Raw genomic sequence first — 21,414 nt, 5'->3', positions numbered from 1 at the left:
ATCAAATTTGGTTGGCTTCTTCCTCTATCATCAACGCCGTGACTTTAGAGAAATCTGCCAGATACGTGGTATCCAGAATTTCACAGGTGGCATCGCGCACGCGCTTCATGAGCAGCCTGATCTCACAGGTAGCCTCGTCTACGCATTCATCACACTTCTTATAATAAAGGTGACTCACGCAGTGCACCGGCGCCAGCGGCCCGTCAATCATCCGGATCACGTTACCCACTGAGATCTGCGCCGGGTCTTTCACCAGCGTATAGCCGCCGTTCTTGCCGCGGGTACTCTGCACCACCTGCTGCACCTTCAGGTCTACCAGAATGGCCTCCAGAAACTTACGCGGAATGCGCTCAGCGGCGGCAATCTCAGAGATGAGCACCAGACCGCGGTCATGCTGCTTCGCCAAATAAAGAAGTGCTTTGAGGGCGTACTTGGCCTTTTTTGAAATCATAGGGTTTAGAGAAAACGCGTTGTTAAACCGCCTTCACCTTGAACTTCTTCTGCAGCTCCTGAATAGAAGCCTTGAATTTCTTGTCGGTATCAATCAGGTCAGAGACGGTCTGCACCGAGTGGATTACCGTAGAGTGGTCGCGGCCGCCAAAATGGTACCCAATGGACTTGAGCGAGTGGCTGGTGTATTCCTTCGCGAAGTACATAGCCACCTGACGCGCCGTCACAATCTCTTTCTTACGGGTCTTGGCTTTGAGCGAATCCAGGCTTACCTGAAAGTACTCAGCCACCGTTTTCTGGATAAAATCCAGGTTTACCTCAGTCTCTACATCTTCAATGATGTGTTTGAGTGCGGCTTTGGCCAGTTCCAGGTCAATCTCTTTGCGGTTCAAGGAGGACTGCGCTATCAACGAAATCAACACCCCTTCCAGTTCCCGCACGTTGGTATCTACGCTGTAAGCCAGGTATTCAATCACGTTGTCCGGAATATGGATCCCGTCGCTCTGCATCTTTTTCTGGATGATGGCCATGCGGGTTTCAAAGTCCGGGCTCTGCAAATCGGCCGTGAGGCCCCACTTGAAGCGGGACAACAGACGCTCCTCCAAGCCTTTCAGGTCACGGGGCGGACAGTCTGAGGTCATCACAATCTGCTTACCGCTCTGGTGCAGGTGGTTGAAGATATGGAAGAACATTTCCTGCGTCTTCTCTTTGCCGCTCAGGAACTGCACGTCATCAATGATGAGAATATCAACCAGCAGGTAGAAATTGGCGAAGTCCTGTACGCTGTTGGTCTTCAAAGATTCAATGAACTGGTTCACGAACTTCTCAGAAGACACGTACAGCACAAACTTGTCTGGATTGTTGCTCTTGATGTGGTTGCCAATGGCCTGCACCAGGTGCGTTTTGCCTAAGCCCACGCCACCGTACACCATTAACGGGTTGAAAGACGTGGTGCCCGGCTTATTCGCCACGGCGTAACCCGCAGAACGCGCCAGACGGTTGCAGTCACCTTCAATGTAGTTCTCAAAGGTATAGCTCTGGTTCAGCTGCGAGTTGAAGAAGTGCCGGTCAATGGCTTTTGACTCAAACGGGTTCTTCAGGAATGAGCGCTCCGGGCTGTATGAATTGGCGACGGCCGCCGGTACTTTCTTGGTGGGGATGTTAACGGTTTGGGGTTTGCTGTGGTCGTTGCCCTGGTCTACAATGATGGAGTATTCCAGGCGGCCTTCGCTGCCCAGTTCCTGAAACACGACTTTTTTCAGCAGGCCCACATAGTGTTCCTCCAGCCACTCATAGAAGAACTGGCTGGGCACTTGAATTGTCAATACGTTGCCGGCCAAAGACAAAGGCGTAATGGGCTCGAACCACGTCTTGTAGCTCTGCTCGCCAATATTGTCTTTGATAACCTGTAAACAGTTATGCCAGACGGTTGTACAGTCTTTTACCATTAACATCGCTTCTTCCAATCCCGCTTTAATTTGAGTGTCGATTTTTTCAGGGGGTTACAAAAATGGAAAAAAAGTCTTGAGAAAAAAACTTGAACTTCACGAAATTCTGACACTGTCATTCAATGGCAGAACAGAGGCCGTGGTGGCCGTTTTTGTTTTGCTTTTTCTGTCAAAGGTAAAGTCTATGCGGCCCAGGTTAATGCCTGACCAGCCCACCTGGTTCACCAGCGTTACGTGGCCGCCAGGGTGGGCAATTTTCTCCGGCTCATCTAAGAAGGTGTGGGTGTGCCCGCCAATGATCAGGTCAATGCCGCTTACCTGCTTGGCCAGCTTGCGGTCATCTATCTTGTCATACTCATAGCTATACCCCAGGTGGGACAGGCAGATCACCAGGTCCACCTTTTCGTCCTGCTTAAGCGTCCTCACCATTTTTTCGGCGGTAGCCACAGGGTCTAAGTACCTGGTGCCGCCAATGTTGTTATCGGCCACCAGCCCCTGCAACTGGATTCCCAACCCGAACACGCCTACGCGCACCCCATCTTTCACAAATACCTTGTACGGCTGAAATCTGCCTTTCAGAATAGTATTGGAGAAGTCATAGTTGGCTACAATAAACGGGAAGCCCGCGTGCGGAAGCTGCTTCTGCAGCCCTTCCAGCCCATTGTCAAAGTCATGGTTGCCCAGCGTGGCGGCATCATAGCCCATCTGGGTCATAAGTTTATACTCCAGCTCCCCCCCAAAGAAGTTGAAATACGGCGTTCCCTGCCAGATATCACCGGCGTCTAGCAGCAGTACGTTGGGTTCCTGCGCCCTGATCTGCTTCACCAGCGTGGCACGCCTGGCCATACCGCCCAACCCGCCGTGCTTGCGGCCGTCATTGGGGAACGGCTCAATGCGGGAGTGCATGTCATTGGTGTGCAGAATGGTCAGTTTGATGGAGGACCTGGCCGCACTGGCCAAACCTGGCAAGCCCAGCACCGCCAGCCCAGCCGTTCCGGCTATGGTATTCTTTATAAACTCTCTGCGTTTCATGGTTTTGGTATCATGTATCGCGTATCAAGTATCAAGACAAGAGCCTATTGGAGTCTTGCTACTTGATACCTGCTACCTGATACTAATTTAAAACTTTCACCCGTCCGTCTTTCTCAGCCACCACGGGTTTGCCTTGGGCGGTGCGCTGTTTGATTTCCTTCATAATGGCGTCACGGGCCAGCAGGCCGGTCTGCTCCCGTTTCAAAGCATCCTTCAGAAAAGACATGTTGTCTCCGCCGTTGGCGAGGTAATCTGAGATGGCCAGGGTGTAGGTCTTGTTTTGGTCAAAGGGCTTCCCGCCAATGAAGATGCTCTCCACCTGCCCGTTGCGCACAGTGTAAGAGGCGTTGGCAAGGACCAGGATTCTGGTGCGGGCGGCAAAGTCAAACATTTCTTTCACGGTCTGCCCTGATAGGGTGAGCACCAGCATCTCGTTCTCAAACGGCATGAGCTCAAAGACATCGCCCACCGTGATAGGCCCTTGGTCAATAGGGTTGCGCAAGCCGCCGTTGGTCATGCCGCCCAGGTCAATGGGCTTGCCATACACCGCCATGGTCTGGGTACGGCTCAGGTCAGACACAAAATTACCAAGCGCTGACTCATACACCCCCTTCTCCAGCGCCACCGGCGCCTGGCCAATCACCTCGTTCATGGTCTGGTTCACGCGGGTCTGGTACGGGGCAATGGTCTTTTCAGCGGTGGGGTCTGGGGCAATCTGGGTATTCACCGGAAGGTTGGTGGGCCGGGTGAGCTGGGCCGTGGGGGTGAGCCCGCGCTGGCAAGCCCCCAGGGTCATCAAAAGTGCTACCGCTAAGACTGCCCACCGGCGGGTATTGAAAGGGAGAATAGAAGTCATGAAAAAAATACGGTTTCTCAAAGGTACGCCCCTGCCCGTTAAAAACCCAAAGCCGGGGCTATGCTGTTTTTGAGCTGTTTTTCTGAAAACAGCTCAAAAACAGTGCCTGTCTTTTCTTTAAAGAATAAGATAAAAGCTTGACAATTAATTACTTTTTCTATAAACTTGTCTCCATCAGGTAGCTGGCCCGCCACCTGGTAGTCACCCTTTCAGCACCCGCTATGCTACAGATTCTTTGGCATATCTTCCGTCAGCTGTGGTTTGGGGTACCGGGGTTTGCCCGGTGCCTGTCCTGGGTGCGGGCCACCCGCCCGGCGCCGCGCCACTGGCGCGCACGGGCAAGACACGTGTGGCACCGTCTGCTGCACCGGTTTACCCTTTCCAGTTCTCTGTCCATTCTTTTTCGCCTGCAGGTTACAGCGTGGGCGGCCAGCGGAACCTCCCTCTCCTCTCCCCGTGCCGTGCTGCCTTCCCTGTACCTGCTCTTCCGGCGAATCCTGACGTAGCCACTGTAACCTTGCCCTTTTCCCCCGCCCTCCGTTAATCTGTTTCCCTTCTGGGGATAAGGATTCTCTTCTATTCCCATTCCTTCCAACCTGAGCAACCATTGTAACCGTTCTTTACATTATGAGCACTTCTTACCTGCAGTACAGCAAGTTCATTCTCCTGAAAGTTAGTTTTGATGTAAAGTTGTTTGAGAAGGAGCTGCGCAAATGCCTGAGGCTACTGTTAACCCAGGAGATACGGGAGTTGAAGCGCTGGTGCCGCGCCACCTTCCCCAAGAATTTCAGACGTATGATGACCCGCTGCTTTCGGCTTTTCAGAAGAAACAAGGCAGCCAAGCCCCAGTCAGCGGCCCTTGCGGCGCCGGCCGCCTCAGAGCCTGGCCGGTAGCACCCTTGGGGGAATATTTCAAATGAAAGCAGAAGCGTTTTTGGCCTGTTTTTCTGAAAACAGGCCAAAAACGCTTTCCTGTTGCGGGCCTCAGGGGTTCCGGAATTTGCCACCCCTGCACTTTCTGGCAGATCCTGCTGCCTCTTCTTAGCGACTGCCTGTTGAATTCTGTATCTTGCGGCGCCACCAAACCGGCCACCTTGTATGGAACTTCCGCAACTTCCCGCCCACCCCACTTATCCGTTAGCCCAACAGGTCCTGCTGGTGCGCCCCGCCCACTTTGGGTCTAACCCAGAGACGGCCGCCACCAACGCCTTTCAACAGGAGGTTCCGGCGGGCACTGAGGCCAAGGTGCAGCAGAAGGCACTGGACGAGTTCAACCAGTTCCTGCTCAAGCTGTGGGCCGCCCGCATTGACGCCGTGGTGCTGGATGATCTAGAGACACCCGCCACCCCAGACGCCGTGTTCCCCAACAACTGGATCTCGTTCCACACAGGCGGGAAAGTAGTGCTTTACCCCCTCTTCTCCCCCACCCGAAGGCTGGAGCGCCACCCTGACCTGCTGGCCCAGCTGCAGGAAGCACACGGCCTGGCATTCAAGGAAGTCATAGACCTTACCTCTTTTGAGGCCGAAGGCAAATTTCTGGAAGGGACCGGCAGCCTGGTCTTAGACCGCAAGCACCGCATTGCCTACGCCTGCCTCTCTGACCGCACCCACCTGGAACCCCTCAACGCTTTCTGTGAAGCTCTGGATTACCGCCCTGTTCCATTCCATGCGTTTGACAGCACCGGCCTGCCCATCTACCACACCAATGTCATCCTGACCATAGGCGTAGACTTCGCGCTGGTGTGCCTGGAGGCAATCCCTGACGAGGAGGAGCAGGGCCAGTTGCTGGAAGCCTTGGTAGACACCGGCAAGGAAATCATTGATTTAAGCCTGGCGCAGGTGAAGAAAATGGCGGGCAACATGCTGCAGGTGCGCAACAAAGCGGGTGAACCGGTGTTGGTTATGTCTGAGAAGGCCTACAAAGCCCTGCGCAAAGACCAGTTTGAGGAACTGAACAGCCGCACCAAAATGGTACGGGCCGATTTAAGGACGATTGAACTACACGGCGGCGGAAGCGCCCGTTGCATGCTGGCGGAGATTTTCAGGTAAGCGGGTTGTTCTTCGCTGATTGTGATTTAATTAATGCTAGCTCCCACCTATAATGGTTGAAGTTCTGTTTTTGGCCTACTTTCAGGAAAACAGGTCAAAAACAGAGAAAATCCTTATTGGTGCAGAGCCCTACGCCCTGATCAGGCACACATAGAATAGCTTCTGGTTAAAGGTTGATTCACCATTCTGCTGGGAACCTAAACGACTTAGATTCATGGGCGGGGAGTCTTCAGATTTCCCCTGTTACTTCCGAAGCAAACACAAGCCTTGCTATCATTTATGCTTCACAGCCATTTTCACCAAACCAATCTGCACTGCTTGAGCCATTCATTGGACCTTTTTTTTAAGTCCTGCAGCTTGGGCATCTAGCTGGTGCAGGGGGCTGTTCAACTTGGCCCAACAAAGAAAGTAGAACTGCAGGCAGCTTCCTCCCCAAAAAAAGCAGTCAATTTCTTTTATTACACCGGGCAAGCAACCCTCATTTCTTGGCAACATGATGACCTCACGCGATAGATTCACCTCTGTTGTGGCATGCCCGTGGGAGACTTTTCAAGAGAAAAAAGACCGCACAGCTGAATCAGTTCTTACTGAATTCTTTAATGCGTACGTGAGGGCTCAGTACTTTATTTACTTTCTGGACAATAATACTTTTAGGCAGCGTGAAGGAGGCGGTTTGTTTAATGTTCTGGGACGAGGCTCCTACCTTGACCTGGTAAAGTCCTGCGTCAGCTACCCAGGCAGAGGTATTTGCATCAAAAGAGGCCAACGCGTGGGCATCTAAGGTAAACACCAAGGATTGGGTTTCCCCCGGCTGTAGCAGCCTGGTTTTAGCAAAGCCTTTTAATTCTTTCAGCGGCTTCTCCATGGTCTTGGCAGGAGCACTTATATATACTTGCACTACCTCTCTCCCCGCCACGTTACCAGTGTTTGTCACCTCTAAGGTAACAGTAACTTTATCTTTAAAAGTACCAGAGCCAAGTTTCAAGTTCTTGTAACCAAAGGTTGTATATGACAGACCATACCCGAACTCATAAGCAGGATCAACCTTGAAAGAATCAAAGTACCTATACCCCACATAGACACCTTCTTCATACACCACCTGCTTAGGCTCACCCGCAGGGGTACCCGGAAAATTCTTAGAGGAAGGGCTATCTTGGTAATCTTTTGGGAAGGTGGTGGCCAATTTACCAGATGGATTGACTTTTCCGGAGATTAAATCTGCAAGTGCATTTCCTCCCTCCTGCCCTGGCTGCCACGCCAACAGGATAGCGTCTGCCATGCCGCGCCAACTCGCTACTTCTATCACGCCTCCTATGTTCAAAATCACTACCACCTTCTTTCCCTGCGCATGAAATGAGTCAGACACGGTTTTCAACAAGCTTCTCTCCTCTGCAGTTAGATAATAATCGTTGGCCAGCTTTCGGTCACCGCCTTCCCCAAAAACCCGCATGATGGTAATTACGGCCAGATCTGCCTCTTTGGCTTTTAGGTGAATCAGGGATTCATCAATGGCCATTTCACCTAAGATGCTATCCAACTTAGGTAAAGCCGTAATGAGGCTGTCAGCTTTCAGATTTTGGGGCCTTCCTCTGGTCAGGTATGCTTGATACCGCTCTTTCAGCCCTTTGTCTAACTGGTAGCCAGCATTCTCCAAACCCTGCACCAGTGAAACACCATATTTGTTATTGACCATGCCACTGCCCGTGCCACCTACTATCAACTTGTAAGAGTAATTTCCAAACGCCGCTATTTTTTTGTCAGTCTCTGCCAAAGGAAGGGCTTTGCTATCATTCTTCAGCAGCACCATTGACTGGGCGGCTGCCTCCCGTGCTAACCGGGCATTTGCAACAAGGTTGGGTTTTTCTGAATATGGGTAATTCTTAAAGGTAGGAGTCTTAAGGGCTACCTGTAGAATTCTGCTGATGTTCTGGTCAACCAAACTAACCTCCAAGTTCCTGTGCCTGACAGCACTGTCAATCTTGTTGGACCATACTGCCAACCCCGGCATGAGCAAATCATTGCCTGCTTTCATTTGCTTTACCGCATCTTCGCCCCCGTACCAGTCACTTAACACAAAGCCATCAAAGCCCCACTCCTCCCGCAGTATTGTCTCCAGCAGTTCTTTACTCTCTGAAGTGTACACCCCGTTTATCTTGTTATAAGAGGACATTACGGTCCAAGGCTTTGCCTCGCGCACCGCTATCTCAAAGCCTTTCAGGTAGATCTCCCGCAAAGCACGCTCACTTACAACGGTATTGATAAAGCGCCTGCTGGTTTCCTGGTTGTTGGCCGCGAAGTGTTTAAGACAGGCGCCTACTCCCTGTGACTGTATTCCCTGCACGGCGGCAGCGGCCATTTTGCCTGAAACCAGCGGGTCTTCAGAATAATATTCAAAACTCCGTCCGCCCAGCGGGTCACGGTGAAGGTTCAAGGCCGGGCCGAGCAGAATATCTACACCATACTCCAGCGCCTCATGCCCCATTCCCCGGCCTACCTGTTCGGCAAGCTGTACATCCCAGCTGGAAGCCACCAGGGTAGCAACAGGAAAAGCGGTGCAGTAGTAGGTATTGGGATCATTCTCTCTCCGGGGTGCAATACGCAACCCCGCCGGGCCATCTGAAAGATAAATGGCCGGTATCCCTAACCGGACAAACGGATACGTATAGCCACCTACTGCGGTAATGTTCTTTTGCTTTCGGCCCAGGGTGGCCACCGGCACCACCTCCCGCCGCTTTGCGCCTGTCACCATCAGTGATTTCTCTTCAAGGGTCATGGCCTTGAGCACCTCCGCTATAGGGTCGCGCCCAAGTTGTGGAGGCAAGGGAGAGGCTGGTGCACCTCCAGCTGGCACTGACGCTGACTGAGCCTGTACCAGACCGAAAACCATAAATTGAAGCGCTAGGCAAGATAGAATATAGGATCTTCTGATTTTCATCTGATAGTATGCCAATAGTAATTTGAGTTGGAGAATATGCCGCACATGAATGCTTGGCCCCATGCACTTCACTACCGGCCATTTGCCTGGCTAGCTACTTTTGATTGCAATTGTATGTGGTAAAGCCTTCCTTCTAAACCACCACTGACAGAGGAAAAACCAGAATTCTTCACATCCTGTTTCTGGCCTGTTTTGCGCAAAACAGGCCAGAAACAGGATCTGATTTAGGGCTCACGGCACTTAAAGGTTCCCAATTATGAGCATATTTAAAACTTGTCTTTTGTACTGTAATGGCCGTATCCAGAACCAACCATCCCGCTTTTATCACTCTGCAGCGCTGCTATGAGGCTCAATAACTGCCATAGAAAACGCTAGGGCTGATACGTTTCACTACAATTTCAACTTTTCAGAATGCTCTTAGCCTCTAGTAGCCGGGGTTTTGGATTAGCTTAGGATTGATCTCTATCTCCCTTCTGGGAATTGGCAGAATCAACTCATGGTCAGCCACTGAAAAGTTCAAGCCTTTGGCCTGATAGAAGGCATTGATCACTTCCCTGGCTTTTCCAGTTCGCACCAGATCAAACCACCGGTGTGCTTCATACGCCAACTCCACCCTTCTTTCATGCTGAATGGCAGCTCTGGCTTCTTCCTGTGTAAGATCTTCTAAACCGTCAAGGCTAGCGCGCGCACGAACCCTGTTCAGGTACAGAAGCGCATCATCTGTTTGGCCTTGTTCATTCAACGCCTCAGCGTACATTAATAAAACATCAGCGTAGCGTAACACCGTAAAATTAATGCTGCCATCTCTGGGGTTCACGGCGGTGAAATCAACAAATTTGAGACCATGCCGGCTATAGAATCTTTCGCCCGTAAGATTTGATGTAATGTATTCGCCTACAGAGACTTCCTTTCTAAGGTCACCATCTTCATATGCTTCTACTAAGCTAAGGGTAGGGGTTATTCTGCCAGAGCCCTGCTGTCCGTTGGCTAGCAGACCTGTAGTGGCAGGGGTAAACTGGATAGAATAGCTATTACCCAGGTTGGCGCCAGAGATAAATTTCAGCTCGAAGATAGATTCTGCCAAATTCTCATTTCCGTTGGTAAACAGGCTGGCATAATTTGTAACCAAAGAATACTGGTTTGACTCTATCACCTCCCAAAGTTTTGTTTCGGCTAGTTGATACTGCCTTTGGGTCAGGTACACTTTTCCTAACAGTGTTTTTACGGTTCCTCTGGATGCATATCCTTTATTAGGATTAAGGGTAGCGGGCAATAGCGTTTCTGCCGCGGTCAGGTCTTCTATGATTTTCGCATACACCGCCTCTTTGGGCTTCAAACTTAAATCTGCAGACGCCACCTGGTCCGGGCTTCTAAACTCAGCATCGGTTATGGGTACGTTCCCAAAGGTTTGCACCAGGATGAAATAACTATACGCCCGCATGAATTTCGCCTCACCCATTAGCCGGTCTTTTACTTGGGCGTCAATGTCTGCCTCAGGCAGCCTGTTTATGATGATGTTGCAGCGGGCTACCGTGTACAGAGAAGTACTCCAGATGGATTGCAAAATGGTGTTGGCAGGGGTCACATTCAGTTCATCAAACTCAACCTCTGTAATGGAAGAAGAGGAAATGGAAATCTCTGCGTTGTCTGACATCAACTCTGCTACATAGAAGAGATTAGTGTTGTACATTTCCTTAAAGGTACCGTACACCCCAATCATAGCTTTCTCAAAGTCATTCTTGGTTTTATAGAAGTTCTGTTCATTGATCTGAGACTCCGGCTGCAACTCCAAAAAGCTGTCACAGGCAGTAGCCATGCCCAAAAACAGGCAAATACATATTATCTTTTTCATGGCTCTTAATAATTGGTTATTGAAGGGAGATTCTAACACCCATGGTAAACACCCTGGAAACTGGGTAAGAGAAATAGTCAATGCCCGTAGCAGCGATATTATCACCGGTAGAGCTGGCTTCAGGGTCATAGCCTGGATAATCAGTGAACGTGTAGGCATTGGCTACGTCTGCAAATACCGTAAGGCCTGGCACATGTAACGCCCTTAGCAGACTGGCGGGAAGGTTGTAAGAAAGGTTAATGTTCTTTATTCTCACAAAAGAACCATCAAACAAGTATCTGGAGTTTGAACTTATGCCTCTGGCGTGGTCGCTTCTGATAGCTCTGGGTATTACGCCGTTCCCGGGGTTATCCTCAGATCTCCAGCGGTCTGCCACCATGGCCAGCTGATTCTGTACACCAGCACCATTTAAAACAATCTCGCCTCCCTGAAAATATACTTCATTCCCCTGGGAGCCAACAATCACTGTACTGAGGGTTAATCCTTTATAAGAAAATCTATTAGTAACACCAAACGTATAGTCTGGCCAGGGGCTCCCTACAAAAGTTTTATCAGCGTCTGTAATGACCTTGTCACCGTTCACATCTTCAAATTTCAGGTCCCCTGGCTTTACGTTAGGGTGCTGCTTAGGGCTGGCGTCTACTTCCGCCTGGTTCCTGAATACCCCAATGGCCTTCAGCATGAAAAAGCTAGAGATGGGGTGGCCTACTTCTGTTACCTGGTACGCGGAGTTAGGGATACGGGAATTAGCAGAGTTTAGCGCCAACACCTCGTTTCTGTTCATGCTAATATTAAAGCTGGTGTTCCAGGTGAAGTCTGTGCTTTTGATCACATCTACCCCTAGGGCTATCTCCAGGCCTTTGTTCTCCAACTCACCCACGTTCTGGATAGAAGACTCAAAGCCCGAGGCCGCTGGCAGCAACGTATTCAGCAACAGGTCTTTTTTATGGTTTCGGTAGGCATCAACAGACAAGGTGATTCTATTATTAAACAGAGCCAGATCTACCCCTATGTTGGTTTGAAGCGAACGCTCCCAGGTAAGGTCATCGTTGGCCAAGCCCTGGGGTACTACGCCTAAAACAGGTTGCCCGTTCGCCACATATCTTGAAATACCCAACAACCCAATATGCGCGTAATTCCCAATCAGGTTGTTCCCAGAGACCCCGTAGCTGGCCCTGAGCTTTAGGTCATCAATAAAAGCCAGGTCTGACATGAAAGGCTCTTCAGAGACTCTGTAACCCAAAGAGAAAGACGGAAAGGTTCCCCACCGCTCATTGACCCCAAAACGGGAACTACCGTCTCGTCTTACCGTTGCCGTAAATAAATATCTGTCATTGTAAGTATAGCTTACCCTTGCCAGCCAGGAAAGCATTGCCCATTCTGATACATAGTTGGTGCCCGCATTCACATTGCCCCCGGCCAGATACTGTATATAATCAGTAGGGAAGTCTGTTGCCCCTGCCTGAAACATCTCTAGCGCATCTTTCTGCACGGTGAAACCCGCCACAGCATTGATACTGTGCTTCTCATTGAACACCCTCTTAAAACTAACGGTGTTCTCATTAAGCCAGTTTAGGTTGGTACGGTAATGGACGCCCGCAGTAGCCGGACTTGTTTTACTCCCCCACTCTCCTATCTCAGAAGATTTCCAGAGTCTTGTTTTGTCTACTATGTAATTGATCCCAATAGAGGTGCGGGCGGTAAGTCCTTCCAACAATTCAAACTCCAGGTAATTGTTGGTGAAAACGTTAGTAGACTGGCGCTTGTCTCTAAACTCATCTAAAATAAGGAGAGGGTTTTCAACAGGTACACCCAGCGGGTCTAACAGTTCAGAGGTGTAGTCCCCATTCTCTTCATAGACGGGCAATGCCGGAGAACTAGCCAGCGCCGCCGAGATTAGCCCCCTCTGCCCTAAGTGCCCTTCGGCACGGGCGAAATCACCGTAAGAATGTGAGCCCGCCACTGAAACACCTAACCTTACCCGTTTATTTAAATCAACATCTATGTTGCTGCGCAGGTTGAACTTCTTGAAGTTAGACCCTTCTATGATCCCCTCCTGGTCCAAATAGCCAGCCCCAACATAATAGGTAGAATTGTTAGCACCACCGCTGGCAGATAGTTGGTAATTTTGAATGGAGGCCGGCCGGAAGATCACATCCTGCCAATCTGTGTGCACATTAAGCGCTCCCGGATTCCTGAATTCTGGCTTTACCCTTGTACCACCTGACCGCACAGGGTTTGGGTCAGAAGCGCTACCACCAGCATACACCCAGGCATTGTCACGTCCTTCTGCTACAAACTCAGCAAACTGGCCGGCATCTAATACGTCTAATTTGTTGGCTATGGTTTGAATTCCGCCAGAAGCCTCCAGATTGATACTTGCTTTGCCTTGTTTCCCTCGTTTAGTAGTAATAATAACTACCCCGTTAGCCCCTCTGGAGCCGTAAATGGCAGTGGCAGAAGCATCTTTCAAGATCTCTATAGACTCAATATCTGCGGGGTTAATGCTGCTTAGGGGGTTTATTTTGCTAGCTGTATTGTTGGCCATCCCGCTGGAAGAAAAGGAGTTCCCATTGAAACTACTCACGTCTGACCCACCGCCCCCGGAACCGATGGCATACCCGTCAATAACGTATAAGGGCTGGTTACCGCCTGTAATGGAACTGATCCCCCTAATTACAATATTGACATTTCCGCCGGGGGCGCCGGTGGTCTGGGTAATCTGGGCACCAGCCACTTTGCCCTGCATCAACTGGTCAAAGCTGGCAGCTGGCGTGGGAATCAGTTCAGTGGCAGAAAGGCTTACCACAGAACCGGTGAGGTCTTTTTTCTGCTGTGTACCGTACCCTACCACCACTACCTCATTTAGTAGTTTTTGGTCTGACTGCAAGGCAATATCCACTTCTGCTTTGTTCCCAACAGGCACTTCTATGGTGGTAAACCCAATATAACTGACCACCAGAGTAGCGTTAGACGCTACTGTTAGGTTGAACTGCCCGTTCACGTCAGTTGCCGTACCGTTTGTAGTCCCTTTCTCTACCACAGAAACCCCAACCAGAGGCGCACTATTGACAGCTTCAGTTATCCTGCCTTTGACTGTAAGTGTTTTTGCCGTCTGCGCCGCTACAGCATTCATACTTGCCAATAGCCACAGCATACTCCATATCACCGCTGGAGATAGCCGATTACGTAAAATGTGTCTCATTATATATAGGATTTAGTTTATTAAATACAACATTCACGGCCTGCATCCTCTAAAGCGCCCAAATGGGCAAGTGATATTTGTTTAGATGCCGACAACATAAGCACTCCTATGCCTTACATGCGTGCGTCTCTGCCGTTCGTTCTCACTTCACAGCTCAAGCAATGGGCTTCTGTACTTTCAATCCCCTCTTCTGTCTTATTTTCTATTAAGCAGGTGCTTTAACATAAATTTAAATACTTAACGCACTAAGTTTATTCCGCTGTAAAGTATATTCATATTTTAAAAAAAACAACCATTTGGTGATAAATCTTAAATAAGCGAGACACTTAACCCACAATGATTGAGGAAATATAATTCACACCCTCTCAATCATAATATCATCAAAAGCATACAACAACGCTTAGAGCACTAAGAAAATGAACTTTTGAAAACAAATATTCGGTAATCAAGTTCAAGAACTTTTGAGGGGAGGCAGGCAGTACAACATGTTTTGTGGTCTGCCTTTACCAGTACAAGTAGAGTGGGAGAAACAGGTATTCTTCTGAAGCCAGAAGAGATAGAAGGGTTTTGGTAGTTTTCCTTGTCCCTCCCTTAAAACGGCCACCTTTGTAGCCACTTGCCATGAGAAAGCAAGTACCTAATTAGCCTTTATAACTGGAAACTCAGCAACAGAAAATAGATAAAGGGCAGGTTCCTGGCTAAGAGCTTGTTTACATTTTGTTTTAGCAAGCGAAAACGGGGAGCGAAAGGTTCTTCTATAGCGTTTTTTGAGCAACATACGCCCCGCTATGGTGCGAGTCAACCGCGAAGTCAGGTTCTTTTGATACCCGTTTGCAGTTCAAATGACAAATTAAACTTGCTCTAAGAAGAATATATTTATCCTTTTGGCTATCATCACAGCACATCTTTAAATAGTCCCCTTCTTTCAGATAATTAGCCCACCTGCTCCTTAAAAGGCATTCATTCCCGGTAAACCCATTCATTTTCCTCTAACAAAAAGAAAATGCATGAGCCATTTAAATGGTTGCTTACTTATTGGAATGCATTTAACCTGGACTTGGGGGAAGATGGTGTACTCCTAATTTCTAGAGTAGGCTGTAAAGGCACCGTGCCAAGTCGCCCCGGTGTAAGTCCAGAGCTGTTTTAGGCCTGTTTTTCTAAAAACAGGCCTAAAACAGACATGCTGGTCCGGCCCCAGCCCAAAAACACACCTTATAAATTCAACAGCATCTGCTGCAGCTTCTGCGCGTCTGTGGTGGCGTTGCCCCCAATGGTGTTGTTGAAGAAGCACCACACCTCTTTGCCGTCTAGCAGCCAGTCCTGCGCCATATAGGAGAAACGCTCCAGTTCCTCAGCGGGGTATGGGCTCCGGTAGACAACGTCATGGCCGTGCAGGCGCAGGTAAACCGTATCTGTAGTGGCGGCGGCCAGGGCGGGCCATTTTTTGCCGGCGCTCACCACCACCAGCGATATCTGGTATTCCTCCAGCAGTTCCAGTGCCTCCTGGGTGTGCCAGGAGGCGTGCCGTACTTCCAGCGCGAAGACCGTTTCTGGGTACAGATCACGGAGGAGGGTGAAGAAATGCTTGGCCACCCGCTCATTATAGTGAAAAGACGCCGGCAACTGCACCAGCACCGGCCCCAGCCGGTCGCCCATGAGCAGGAACCGGTCCATCCATTTTCTGAGCGGGTCCTCAATGTTCTGCAGGCGGTTCTCATGGGTGATAGAGCGGTGCAGCTTGGGGGCGAACCTGAAGTGCGGCGGGGTGGCCTCCAGCCATTTGAGAATGGTTTTCTCCATGGTGAAGTGGTAGAAGCTGCTGTTCACCTCAGTGCAGTTGAAGTGCTGGGCGTAGAACGGCAGCATCTCGGCAGACTTGAGGTCTTCCGGGTAGAAGATGCCGCGCCAGGCGTAGCTCCAGCCAGAGGTGCCAATGTAGAGTTTGTCTTCAGGAATGTCCATGCTGAGTACAGACGCAGAATCAGGCAACGGGTTTCTCTGTTTTCGGCCTGTTTTCAGAAAAAGAGGCCAGAAACAGGGGCTGCCCCCTTTTCACCGGCTACTTGAGGCATCAATCTCTGCTTCACCGCGCTTGTGGGCCTGAAAATAATCCTACTTCTGAAAATCTGGCCCGGCAGACAGCGCAATTCACGGTTCTGCCGTAGAACAGTTACGGCAAAAAGCTATCTTTACCCAATCATTTGCCGGTATTTCCTATGACTGACACTACCTCTACTGAGGCATTATTCCCAGAGTTCGGGCCGGTGACGGCAGCGCAATGGGCCGCCAAGATACAGCAAGACCTAAAAGGCGCCAATCCCCAGAACCTGCACTGGCAGAGCTATGAGGGCATTGACGTGGCGCCTTTTTATACTCAGAAAGACCTCCCAAGGGAGGCGGCGTTTTTTCCCGCTCCCGGCCAATACCCGTACCTGCGCACGGCTAAGCAAGACAGGAATGCCTGGGTGAACCTGCAGCCCGTGCGGGCCACCGGCAAAGGCCGCGAGGCGGTAGACAAAGCCGTAGATGCCCTCACCCGCGGGGCAGACGGCATTCATTTCATTATGCTGAACGGCTTTGACTTTGACTGCGACTACCTGATTCAGGAGATTGACCTGAGCAAGGTGCCCGTTGCCTACACCGTCTCTACAGAGGCCGCCAACTTTCTGCACCACCTCACCACGGGGCTGCACCGCAAAAAGATTTCACTGGACAGCCTGCGGGGTTTCCTGAAGTGCTCGCCCATCATGTCTTCAGAGAGCTACAAGCAGCTGGACATGGAGCATGCGCTGCACCTGCTGGAACAGACCCTGGATGCACCCAACTTCTACGCCCTCACCATTAACGGCTCCCATTTCAGCAACAAGGGGGCCACGCTGGTGCAGGAAGTGGCCATCACGCTGGCCATTGCCGTGTGCTACACCAACGGGTTGAGCTGCGAGATTATGCCCGTAGAGCGCATTTTCCAAAACATGCAGTTCCACCTCGCCGCCGGCACCAATTACTTTTTTGAGATAGCCAAGTTCAGGGCGGTGCGGCTGCTCTGGGCCAAGGTGGTAGAGGCGTATGGGGCTCCGCCCGAGGCAGCCGGGGCTTTGCGCATCCATGCCTCCACCTCGCGCTGGCACCAGACCACGTTAGACCCGCATACCAACCTGCTGCGCCACACCACAGAGATGATGAGTGCGGTGATAGGCGGGGTTGACTCTGTAGAGGTAGAGCCGTTTGACAGCACGTTCCGGGAGGAAAACGCCTTTAGTGAGCGCATTGCCCGTAACATTCCCATCCTTCTGAAGGAGGAAGCGTACCTGGACCAGGCCATTGACCCGGCGGCGGGTTCCTATTATCTGGAATACCTGACCAAAGAGATAGCCGAGAAGGCATGGGCGCTGTTTCAGGACATTGAGGGCCGGGGCGGTTTTATTCCGGCCTCCAACTCAGGCTATATTCATGACCTGATCAAAGAAACCAGCAGCCAGAAATTCAAAGCCATTGCCAACGGCTCTGAGGTGCTGGTGGGCACGAACAAATACCCCAACGCCAACGAGCAGCATGACTTTGACCCGGAACAGCTCATCCAGAGCAAGCAGTTTGACAACACCCGCGCGGCCTACTCTTATGAAGTGATGCGCCTGGCCACCGAGCTGCACTACCGGAAGAAGAACCGAAGGCCCCACGCGCTGGTGATTCACATGGGAAATGCGCTGCAGGAGCACATTCACGCCTCGTTCGCCCGCGAGTTCTTCACCTGCTCTGGCTTTACTACGCAGGTGGAAAAGTTTGACACCGTATCAGCGGCGTTGGCCGCCGTCAAAGAGATGGATGTGCAGGTAATTGTCATGGCCGCCCCAGACAAGCAGTTCCATGACTTTGCCGAGACGTTTGCCAAAGGCATGCGGTCCCAACACCAGCCCGGCCCTGCGCTGATCCTGGCCGACAACCCCATGCACCTGAAGGATGAACTGCGCGCCCACGGGTTTGATGAATTCCTGTTTCAGGGCTGTGACACGGCAGAGATCATTTCCCGCATTCAGGAGAGATTGGGAACGTAGGCGCGCAAAGCGCGCCAGTTTTGAGTTCAGAGTCCTGAGTTGTTTGTGATTACCTCCTACTTTCTTGTCATCCTGAAAGTACCTTGTGGGCAAACTAGATAGGCAAAAGCCATGAAACTGCACAATTACTTTGTCTATATCACAAGTAACCCAAGTAAAACTGTTTTATACACAGGTGTGAACACCGATTAGGAATCACGTTTACAGCAACATAAAGAGAACAGAGGAAAGCCTGAAACTTTTGCTGGCAAATACTATGGTTACAAATTACTGTATTATGAGAGGCATTCAAATGTAGAGCATGCCATTGAACGCGAGAAGGGGATAAAACTGATGGGGCGGGAAGCGAAGGAAAATTTGATAAAGACTATGAATCCGAAGATGGACTTCCTGTACATAGCCAATTGATTGCAGTTCGCCCACAAGGTCCTTTCAGGATGACAAAAGTGGGAACTTCAGATGAAAGTAATAAAGCAATAGTACCTGTTATAATATAGAACGTCCTCAAGTCTTGCTACTTGATACCCGCTACTTGATACGAACACCATGAAACCAGATTTCACCAAGATACCTTTTACGTTTTCGGGCTCTTTTTCCCAAAACAGGCCGAAACCAGAACCCAAGACCTGGAAAACCGCCGAGCGGCTGCCGCTGCAGAACTTCTATACCAAAGAAGACGCTGAAAGCTTTGAGCACCTGGACTTCGCCGCCGGGCTGCCGCCTTTTTTGCGCGGGCCGTACAGCACCATGTACGTGAAAAACCCCTGGACCATCAGGCAGTACGCGGGCTTCAGCACCGCCGAGGAATCTAACGCGTTCTACCGCCGCAACCTGGCCGCCGGCCAGAAAGGCCTCTCCGTGGCCTTTGACCTAGCTACGCACCGGGGCTATGACTCAGACCATCCGCGGGTGGTGGGTGACGTGGGCAAGGCGGGCGTGGCCATCGACTCCATTCTGGACATGAAGATTCTGTTTGACCAGATTCCGCTGGACCAGATGAGCGTGTCCATGACCATGAACGGTGCCGTGCTGCCCATTCTGGCGTTCTACATTGTAGCGGCAGAGGAGCAGGGCGTGAAACCGGAGCAACTGAGCGGCACCATCCAGAACGACATCCTCAAAGAGTTCATGGTGCGCAACACCTACATCTATCCGCCGGAGCCCAGCATGAAGATCATCGCCGATATCTTCGCGTACACCTCCCGGCACATGCCCAAGTTCAACTCCATCTCCATCAGTGGCTACCACATGCAGGAAGCCGGGGCCACGGCCGATCTGGAGCTGGCCTATACTTTGGCGGATGGTTTGGAATACGTGCGCACCGGCCTGGCCGCGGGTATGGACATTGACACCTTCGCGCCGCGTTTGTCATTCTTCTGGGCCATTGGCATGAACCACTTCATGGAGATTGCCAAAATGCGCGCCGCCCGTATGCTGTGGGCAAAACTCATTAAACAGTTCAACCCCAAGAGCGATAAATCCCTGGCGCTGCGCACGCACTGCCAAACCAGTGGCTGGAGCCTCACCGAGCAGGACCCGTTCAACAACGTGGCCCGCACCACCGTAGAGGCCCTGGCTGCCGCCCTGGGCGGAACGCAGAGCCTGCACACCAACGCGTTAGACGAGGCCATTGCCTTGCCCACAGATTTTTCGGCGCGCATTGCCCGCAACACCCAGATTTACCTGCAGCAAGAGACGCACATCACCAAAACCGTTGACCCCTGGGGCGGCTCTTATTATGTAGAAGCGTTGACCCATCAACTCGCGCACCGCGCCTGGGACCTCATTCAGGAAGTGGAACGCCTGGGCGGCATGGCCAAAGCCATTGAAACGGGTCTGCCCAAGATGCGCATTGAGGAAGCCGCCGCCCGTAAACAGGCACGTATTGACGCGGGCAAAGACGTGATTGTGGGTGTGAACAAATTCCGACCGGAGACCGAGGAGCAGCTGGAAATCCTGGACATTGACAACACCGCCGTGCGGGAAGCCCAGCTGGCAAGACTGGCCCAGTTACGGGAAAACCGAGATGATGCCGCCGTCTTCGCCGCCATGGACGCGCTCACCAATGCCGCCGAGACCGGCGAAGGCAACTTGCTGGAACTGGCCGTGCAGGCGGCCCGCGTGCGGTGCAGTCTGGGAGAGATTTCCTATGCCTTAGAGAAAGTATTCGGCCGTCACCGGGCCACCATCAGATCCATTGCAGGCGTGTACAGTTCAGAGATTTCAGACGATGAGAACTTCGGCAAGGCCCAGGCGCTTGCCGATCAATTTGCGGCCCAGGAAGGCCGAAGACCAAGAATCATGGTCGCCAAAATGGGCCAGGACGGCCACGACCGCGGCTCTAAAGTCATTGCCACTTCCTTCGCCGACCTCGGCTTTGACGTAGACCTGGGCCCTCTGTTCCAAACCCCGGAGGAAGTAGCCCTGCAAGCCGCCGAAAATGATGTGCACGTGGTGGGCGTGAGCAGCCTCGCCGCCGGTCACAAAACGTTGATTCCGCAATTGATTGCCGAGTTGAAAAAGCTGGGCCGCGAAGATATTCTGGTCATTGCCGGCGGTGTAATTCCTGCGCAGGACTATCAGTTTTTGTATGATGCGGGTGTGGCCGGGGTGTTTGGCCCGGGCACCGTGATCAGCGTGGCCGCACAGGAGATTCTGGAGAAGTTGCTGAATGGGTAAACTTATTTCTGGCGCGCGTCTCCAGACTCGTGACACGGGATGAGTGGAGTCTCCAGACTCCCTTTCGCTACTAGTGTGCCCTTTCGCCAATACTCTGCCCGTGGTTCCCGGCGAGTCTGGAGACTCGCGTCATCCTTTGGCACGAGACTAAAGTCTCGCGCCAGTTGGGGCCAGTTAGCCTTCTTATTCCAGAAACACCAGGGAGAGTAGTCCTTTTCCTCCGGCATAATCGGTGGCACTGCTGTAGCGCCAGTGCGCAGGCTCTTCTACTAGACCCGTTTTCACCGGATTCTGGTGCAGGTAATCCAGCTTCTGGGACATCAGGTAATTGGAGTCCAGCTCTTGCGGATGGTTGCTTTGCTGCCAGAACTGGTGGTGCCTGTTTTGGGAGTTGCGCGCTCCGTTGCTCTGGAAGATCCATTGCATCCATCGTTTCCGGCTTTCTGCTGGGTTCTCTTGAATAGCTGTGAGCAGCTGGGTCGCCGTAAACTTCTTGAAATCGCGTAAAATGGAGGTTAGTTCTTTGTTCTCTGCCGCCGAGGCGATCAAGTGCAGGTGGTTGGGCATGATGACCCATGCGTGGAGGATCAACCCTTTTCGTTCAATGCAAAAGCGCAGGCTCGCCACAACAATCTCACAATATTCACGCCGCGTAAAAACATCCACCCATTCCACGGTTGCCATGCTCAGGAAATAGATTCCTTCAGGATTGGAGGTTTTGTACTTGGTGCTCATACCAACTATATACGAGGTCAGGCATCAAAAGAAAATTCCTGTTTTCGGCCTGTTTTTCGGAAAACAAGCGGAAAACAGGAATAAGGTATCAATAGGCAAAACTGGCGCGAGACTAAAGTCT

14 protein-coding genes and 1 pseudogene are annotated in these 21,414 nt (G+C 51.3%); 6 read left to right on the top strand and 9 right to left on the bottom strand.

The genetic code is table 11. The features are described from left to right. Position 1 precedes the first annotated feature (1 nt). The 4 genes from FHS90_RS01235 to FHS90_RS01220 all read right to left on the bottom strand — a co-directional run bounded on the left by FHS90_RS01235 (position 2) and on the right by FHS90_RS01220 (position 3,786). Positions 2–451 (bottom strand): RrF2 family transcriptional regulator, encoded by a 450-nt coding sequence (locus FHS90_RS01235; protein WP_182511268.1) that lies wholly within the window; start codon positions 449–451, stop codon positions 2–4. 22 nt (positions 452–473) lie between these two features. Continuing rightward, on the bottom strand, positions 474–1,898 hold the full coding sequence (gene dnaA / locus FHS90_RS01230; protein ID WP_066830829.1) for a chromosomal replication initiator protein DnaA: 1,425 nt from the start codon (positions 1,896–1,898) through the stop codon (positions 474–476). 96 nt (positions 1,899–1,994) lie between these two features. Further along, positions 1,995–2,930, bottom strand: a complete 936-nt coding sequence (locus tag FHS90_RS01225) for a bifunctional metallophosphatase/5'-nucleotidase (protein ID WP_182511267.1) — start codon at positions 2,928–2,930, stop codon at positions 1,995–1,997. Positions 2,931–3,012: 82 nt separating this feature from the next. Continuing rightward, positions 3,013–3,786, bottom strand: coding sequence for a 5'-nucleotidase C-terminal domain-containing protein (locus tag FHS90_RS01220; protein ID WP_182511266.1), 774 nt, complete (start codon positions 3,784–3,786; stop codon positions 3,013–3,015). 221 nt (positions 3,787–4,007) lie between these two features. Between FHS90_RS01220 and FHS90_RS01215 the strand changes: the two genes are divergently transcribed. The 3 genes from FHS90_RS01215 (at position 4,008) to ctlX (ending at position 5,835) form a co-directional block, all read left to right on the top strand. Then, positions 4,008–4,292: a hypothetical protein gene (locus FHS90_RS01215; RefSeq protein WP_066830835.1), complete on the top strand. Its 285-nt coding sequence runs from the start codon at positions 4,008–4,010 to the stop codon at positions 4,290–4,292. Between the two features lie 121 nt (positions 4,293–4,413). Then, positions 4,414–4,680, top strand: coding sequence for a hypothetical protein (locus FHS90_RS01210; RefSeq protein WP_066830837.1), 267 nt, complete (start codon positions 4,414–4,416; stop codon positions 4,678–4,680). Between the two features lie 204 nt (positions 4,681–4,884). Next, positions 4,885–5,835 carry a citrulline utilization hydrolase CtlX gene (gene ctlX, locus FHS90_RS01205; protein ID WP_182511265.1) on the top strand — a complete coding sequence of 317 codons (951 nt, stop codon included), beginning with the start codon at positions 4,885–4,887 and terminating at the stop codon, positions 5,833–5,835. A gap of 577 nt (positions 5,836–6,412) precedes the next feature. On the opposite strand, the gene FHS90_RS01200 is transcribed toward ctlX, so the two are convergent. From FHS90_RS01200 to FHS90_RS01185, 4 genes are all read right to left on the bottom strand, one after another. Then, a complete protein-coding gene (locus tag FHS90_RS01200; protein WP_246386548.1) occupies positions 6,413–8,656 on the bottom strand; it encodes a glycoside hydrolase family 3 C-terminal domain-containing protein in 2,244 nt (747 codons plus the stop codon). A gap of 538 nt (positions 8,657–9,194) precedes the next feature. After that, a complete protein-coding gene (locus FHS90_RS01195) occupies positions 9,195–10,622 on the bottom strand; it encodes a RagB/SusD family nutrient uptake outer membrane protein (RefSeq protein ID WP_182511263.1) in 1,428 nt (475 codons plus the stop codon). A gap of 16 nt (positions 10,623–10,638) precedes the next feature. Beyond that, positions 10,639–13,758, bottom strand: a complete 3,120-nt coding sequence (locus tag FHS90_RS01190; protein WP_246386546.1) for a SusC/RagA family TonB-linked outer membrane protein — start codon at positions 13,756–13,758, stop codon at positions 10,639–10,641. 1,281 nt (positions 13,759–15,039) lie between these two features. Further along, entirely contained in the window at positions 15,040–15,789 is a 750-nt protein-coding gene (locus FHS90_RS01185) for a DUF72 domain-containing protein (RefSeq protein WP_066831037.1), read from the bottom strand. A 254-nt stretch (positions 15,790–16,043) separates the two neighbouring features. On the opposite strand from FHS90_RS01185, the gene FHS90_RS01180 reads away from it, so the two are divergent. The 3 genes and pseudogenes from FHS90_RS01180 to scpA all read left to right on the top strand — a co-directional run bounded on the left by FHS90_RS01180 (position 16,044) and on the right by scpA (position 20,558). Then, the gene (locus FHS90_RS01180; RefSeq protein ID WP_182511261.1) at positions 16,044–17,879 is read left to right on the top strand and encodes a methylmalonyl-CoA mutase family protein; all 1,836 of its coding nucleotides are present in this window, start codon (positions 16,044–16,046) and stop codon (positions 17,877–17,879) included. A gap of 204 nt (positions 17,880–18,083) precedes the next feature. After that, positions 18,084–18,287, top strand: a pseudogene (locus FHS90_RS22355) (GIY-YIG nuclease family protein); the annotation flags it as partial. Between the two features lie 138 nt (positions 18,288–18,425). Next, positions 18,426–20,558 carry a methylmalonyl-CoA mutase gene (gene scpA, locus FHS90_RS01175; RefSeq protein WP_074987932.1) on the top strand — a complete coding sequence of 711 codons (2,133 nt, stop codon included), beginning with the start codon at positions 18,426–18,428 and terminating at the stop codon, positions 20,556–20,558. A 183-nt stretch (positions 20,559–20,741) separates the two neighbouring features. Here scpA and FHS90_RS01170 read toward each other — a convergent pair whose 3' ends face one another. Continuing rightward, complete coding sequence (locus FHS90_RS01170; protein WP_182511260.1) at positions 20,742–21,293, bottom strand: REP-associated tyrosine transposase; 552 nt, start codon at positions 21,291–21,293, stop codon at positions 20,742–20,744. Between the last annotated feature and the right edge of the window lie 121 nt (positions 21,294–21,414).

This window comes from Rufibacter ruber (assembly GCF_014138425.1).
GTDB lineage: Bacteria > Bacteroidota > Bacteroidia > Cytophagales > Hymenobacteraceae > Nibribacter > Nibribacter ruber_C.
Note: the sequence above shows the minus strand (reverse complement) of the source record. Positions and strands in the feature narration are given on the sequence as shown.